At 45.5% G+C, this 202-nt stretch carries 1 tRNA gene; it reads left to right on the top strand.

The window, feature by feature from the left end:
• Positions 1–23: 23 nt before the first annotated feature.
• Positions 24–99, top strand: a tRNA-Gly gene (locus tag A6E04_RS20860).
• The last annotated feature ends 103 nt before the right edge of the window (positions 100–202 follow it).

Consider the following 202-nt stretch of genomic DNA (forward strand, 5'->3'; position numbering starts at 1 on the left):
AATGCTTTTATAGCGTTGATCATGCGACACTAGCTCAGCTGGTAGAGCGCAACCTTGCCAAGGTTGAGGTCACGAGTTCGAGCCTCGTGTGTCGCTCCATTTTCTTCTTAAGAAACGTAAGTTTCTTCTCGAAAGTTGAATTTGGAAATAAAGTTCCCATTGTACTTTGAACAATGGCATCCGGACGCGGGATGGAGCAGTT

Origin of the sequence: Aliivibrio logei, from assembly GCF_001691055.1 — a bacterium.
In the GTDB taxonomy this organism is placed as follows: domain Bacteria; phylum Pseudomonadota; class Gammaproteobacteria; order Enterobacterales; family Vibrionaceae; genus Aliivibrio; species Aliivibrio salmonicida.